Here is a 2935-nt window from a genome sequence, read left to right on the forward strand (position 1 = left end):
GGCTGGCAGCACCGCCGCCAGCGCCGCCGAGGCCAAGCTGTCCAAGGACACCGAGAAGAAGGACGCCGCCGCCCGCGTGGCCGAGCTGACCCGCAATGTCGAGGAGCTGAAGAAGCTCTCCAGTGCGGCCAAGCCAGCGGCGCCGGCGCCCACCACAGCGTCTGCGCCCGCGCCCGCAACGCCGGTGCTGCCCGCGCCGATCGTGGCGACTGCCGAGCCCGCATCCGCTGCTGCGTCGGCACCGGTTGCGGCTGCGGCAAGTGCGGCCGCGTCCCGTCCTGCGCCGCGCGCCAGTGCACCGCTGGCACCGCCGCCCGCTGCCGAGCCACCGGGCTTCATCGAGCAATTGCTCGACAGCCCCATCGTGCTGCCCCTGGCCGGTGTCCTCGTCGCCGTGCTGGGCGGCCTGGGCCTGTACCGCCTGCGCTCGCGCCGCCCGGCCCATGCAGCCGAGACCGGCTTCCACGAAAGCCGCCTGCAGCCCGATTCCTTCTTCGGCGGCACCGGTGGCCAGCGCGTCGACACGCGCGACGCGCAGAACAGCGGCCAGTCGTCGATGAGCTATTCGCTCAGCCAGCTCGACGCGATTGGTGACGTCGATCCGGTCGCGGAAGCCGACGTCTACCTGGCCTATGGCCGCGACCTGCAGGCCGAGGAAATCCTCAAGGAAGCGCTGCGCGCCAATCCCACGCGCCTGGCCATCCGCCTGAAGCTGCTGGAGGTCTACGCCAAGCGCCGTGACACCAAGGGCTTCGAGCAGCTGGCCGTGCAGCTTTACGCCGAGACCAAGGGTTCGGGCGAGGACTGGGGCAAGGCCCAGGAGCTGGGGCGCGGCATCGACCCGGACAACCCGCTCTATCAGCCTGGCGGCGCGCCCGCTCATGTCGAGGATGGCCCCGAGCTGCGCCCCGAGCCGATGAATGCCAGCACGCTGCCCCAGACTGCGTTGCCGAGCGGCGCGTCGGCCGCTGCTGCGGCGGCTGCGGCTCATATGGCGACCGATGCGATGCGCGGCGGTCCCGACACCGGGCCGGTCAGCGGCTTCGACCTGGCGCTTGATCTGGATCTGGATGCGCCCGAGCCGGTTTCGCCGAATGCGATGGCGGCCACCCAGGCCATGCCCGCGTCGATTGAGCAGGCGCCGATGACGATGGACTTCGACATCTCCAGTCGCGGCACCCGCACGGCACCCCCTGCGCCGGACCTGAACTTCGATCTCAGCAGCATGGGGGGGCTGCCGCCGTCGCCTGCGGTCCCTGCATCGGCGTCCACCGACCTGGATTTCGACTTCGGCGAGCCCACGCTGCCTGGCGAGACGAATCCCGAGGTGCTGGGGGCGGCTCTCGAAGGGCTGGGTGATGACGAAGGCGACCCGCTGCTGCGTCAGCTCGAGCTGGCCGACGAATTCCGTCAGATCGGTGACACCGAAGGCGCCCGCGAAGTGCTCCAGGAGCTGATCCAGCGTGCCAGCGGCCCGTTGCGTGACAAGGCGCAGGCCATGCTGAACGAGCTGCGCTAAGGCTCAGCCGCGATACTTCAACGCCCGGCTTGCCGGGCGTTTTTACTTGGAGCCCATGAGAGTCGCACTAGGAGTCAGCTACCGCGGTGGCGGCTACAACGGCTGGCAGAGCCAGCCGGACGGCCGCACCGTGCAGGATGCGCTTGAAAAAGGCTTGTCCGCGTTCGCTGCACAGCCCATCCGCACGGTCTGCGCCGGCCGCACCGATGCGGGCGTGCATGGCATAAACCAGGTCATCCATTTCGATACCGAGGTCGAGCGCGAGCTGTTTTCCTGGGTGCGCGGCAGCAACCGCTACTTGCCGCCCGACATCGCCATCCAGTGGTGCCGCTTTCCGGGCGACACCTTTCATGCCCGCAATTCCGCGCGTGGCAGGCGGTACGCCTATCTGCTGCTGGAATCGGCCGTGCGGCCGGCCATCGAATCCGGGCAGTGTGGCTGGGTGTTCCGCCCGCTCGACCAAGCTGCCCTCGAAGCCGCCGCGGAACGGCTGATCGGCGAGCATGACTTCTCGTCCTTTCGCTCCTCGGAATGCCAGGCCGCTTCGCCGGTGAAGACGCTGCGCGAGATCCGCGTGCAACGGCGCGGCGCCTACTGGCGCTTCGAATTCRAGGCCAGTGCCTTCCTGCATCACATGGTGCGCAACCTGATGGGCTGCATCCTCGCCGTCGGCAGCGGTACGCGCTCGGCGGATTGGGTGTCGGACGTGCTCGCCGCGCGGGACCGCAAAGTGGCGGCTCCGACCTTTGCCCCTGATGGGCTCTACTTCCTCGGCCCGACCTACGATGTCGAACTCGACATCCCGCGCGAGGTCGCGGCTCTGAATTGGCTTCCATGACTCGAATCAAGATCTGTGGCCTGACTCGTGAAGCCGACGTGGAGGCGGCCGTCGAAGCCGGCGCCGACGCCATCGGCTTCGTCTTCTACGCCAAGAGCCCGCGCGCCGTGACGCCCGAGCGGGCGAGGGCGCTGGCCAGGCTGTTACCGCCCTTCGTCACGCCGGTCGGCCTGTTCGTCAACGCGACGGGCGCCGAGTTGCAGGCCGGGCTGGACGCGCTGCCCAATATGCTCGTCCAGTTCCATGGCGACGAGACCCCCGCCGACTGCGACCGGATCAAACGGCCCTACCTGCGCGCTGCCCGCATGGCGCCCGGGGTCGATTTGCTAAACTTCGCCACTCAATTTCCCAACGCCCAGGCCCTGCTGCTCGACGCCCACGTCGACGGTTATGGCGGTGGCGGCAAGGTCTTCGATTGGTTACTCATTCCTCCAAGCGTCAGCTCTCGCCTCGTTTTGTCTGGTGGGTTGAATGCAGCAAACGTCGCCGATGGCATCGCGACGGTACGGCCCTGGGCCGTTGATGTGAGTTCCGGCGTCGAGGTGTCCAAGGGCATCAAGAGCGCCGACCTGATCCAT

The 2935-nt window shown here is 68.3% G+C and carries 3 protein-coding genes; all 3 read left to right on the plus strand.

Annotated features, from left to right (window positions below):
- A partial coding sequence (locus AC1DU6_RS25640; protein WP_477860549.1) for a FimV/HubP family polar landmark protein occupies nt 1-1519 on the plus strand: 1519 nt, incomplete at its 5' end.
- A gap of 55 nt (nt 1520-1574) precedes the next feature.
- Complete coding sequence (truA, locus tag AC1DU6_RS25645) at nt 1575-2357, plus strand: tRNA pseudouridine(38-40) synthase TruA (RefSeq protein ID WP_477860551.1); 783 nt, start codon at nt 1575-1577, stop codon at nt 2355-2357.
- The coding region (locus AC1DU6_RS25650) for a phosphoribosylanthranilate isomerase (RefSeq protein WP_477860553.1) at nt 2354-2935 on the plus strand (582 nt) is incomplete at its 3' end. The genes truA and AC1DU6_RS25650, both read left to right, overlap by 4 nt.

It is taken from the genome of Roseateles sp. P5_B10 (assembly GCF_056400485.1).